Source organism: Rathayibacter sp. AY1F9 (assembly GCF_002932155.1).
Taxonomy (GTDB): domain Bacteria; phylum Actinomycetota; class Actinomycetes; order Actinomycetales; family Microbacteriaceae; genus Rathayibacter.
Genome location: NZ_PSVA01000057.1, coordinates 1 through 1781 on the forward strand (window position 1 = coordinate 1; position 1781 = coordinate 1781).

A 1781-nucleotide genomic window follows, 5' to 3' on the forward strand; every position below is an offset into this window, starting at 1 on the left:
GTCGCGATGACCTCAGCTGCGATGACGAGGATCGTGGTGACAGCGGCTCCGGCTCCGGTTCTTGCGCCGACTGCGGCGTCGGTCGTCGCGTGGGCGGCAGCGGAGCCCCGGGCAGCGCCCGCGGTCGGTCGGTGATCCGACGGCCGGTAGGGGTCGTCCAGACGACGGTGCCGTCCGGATGGAGGGCGTAGGTCCAGCGGTCGCCGTGGCGGACGTGGTGGTGCGCGACGCAGAGCGAGGCCAGGTTGCCGAGGGCGGTCTCGCCTCCGTTCCGCCACTCGAGGGTGTGGTCGGCCTCGGCCGTCGAGGACGAGCGGGTGCAGCCGGGGAACCGGCAGGTCCGGTCGCGCAGCTGCAGCTGGAGGCGCATCCGAGGGGGCGGGACGCGGAGGGTCCTGCCGACCGACGTCACCACTCCCGTGTCCGGATCGGTCAGCACCCGCGTGAAGGTGGCCGCCGTGCGGACGAGCTCCCGGGCGACGTCGGCGGGGACGAGACCGTAGCCGTCGAGTTCGGCCGGCGCGTCGTCGAGGCCGACGGCGGTGCTGGCGGCCAGGGTGAGGCGCACGTCGGCGCGGACTCCGGAGACCGAGGCGTGGATTCCGGAGCCCGAGGCACGGACGGCGCTCGCTCCTTCTCCCGAGGATCCGTCTGCGGAGATGTCGCCGTCGATGAGCAGATCGACGAGCGCGTCGGCCCGCAGCTGCGCGAGCGTCCGGCCGTCGCCGAGGGAGATGTCAGCGTCTCCACCGGCGCCGCCACCCGTCTCCGCGCCGAGCCCGGCACCGGCACCAGCACCAGCACCAGCACCAGCACCAGCACCAGCACCAGCACCAGCGTCCGTCCGCGCGCCGACTGCCACCGGAGCATCGCCACGGGCACCAGCACCGCTCTGTGCAGTCGCAGTCGCAGTCGCAGTCGCACTCGCACTCGCACTCGCACTCGCACTTGCACCTGCACCTGCACCTGCACCTGCACCTGCACCTGCACCTGCACCTGCACCTGCACCTGCACCTGCACCTGCACCGAGCCCGATCCTCGCCGCGTCCGCCCCGTCGCGGAGCGAGCGGGCGATCCGGTCGAGACGGTTGTAGGCGCCGACCGCGACCGGGGCCGGCAGCAGGGCGCAGAGCGTGGCCATGCCGTCGGCCTCTGCTCCGAGCCACACGCTGCGATCCTCTCGGGCGCGGGCGTGGCGCTCGGTGAACGGCTGCTCGTGCAGCTCGTCGCGCAACCGCGCCACGGTCCGGCGGAGCTGGGTGGGCGTCTGCGTGAGCGCCGCGGCGGCCGCCCGCTCGTCGAAGGGCGCGCGCGACGGAGCGGGGAGGGTCGCGGCGGCGGCGCAGACGACCTCGCCGGCCTCCCAGAGGATCCGGGCCTCGGCTAGGAGGGCACGGGTCGCCGGGAGGTCCTCGATGAGGAGCCGAGCATGCTCGAGACGTCGAGACGCCGCGCGCTCCGACATCCCGAGCGCCGTCGCGAACTCGGCTCGGATCGAGCGCTCCACGAGGTCTCCCGCCTCGCTCCGGGAGAGACGGCTCCCCCGCGCGAACGACTCCGGCACGAGCAACGCCGCCCCGTAGGCCGTGTGCAGGGCGACGGCTCCCGCGAGCAGCACCGGTGCCGAGGAGCGGGCGAGCCCCGCCGCGAGACCGGCGAGCGCGCGCACCGCGTCGAGCGTCTGCGTCGTCTCGCCCGCCTGCACCGCCTCGACCGCCTGCATCGCGTCACCCGAACTTCTCATACATGTATTGAATCAGCGACCACCGACATCGGGCCGG

The 1781-nt window shown here is 73.9% G+C and carries 1 protein-coding gene; it reads right to left on the reverse strand.

The window, feature by feature from the left end; genetic code table 11:
* Positions 1–1744, reverse strand: a 1744-nt coding sequence (locus C5C37_RS17010; RefSeq protein ID WP_146085267.1) for an HNH endonuclease signature motif containing protein, incomplete at its 3' end; no start/stop codon positions are given.
* Between the last annotated feature and the right edge of the window lie 37 nt (positions 1745–1781).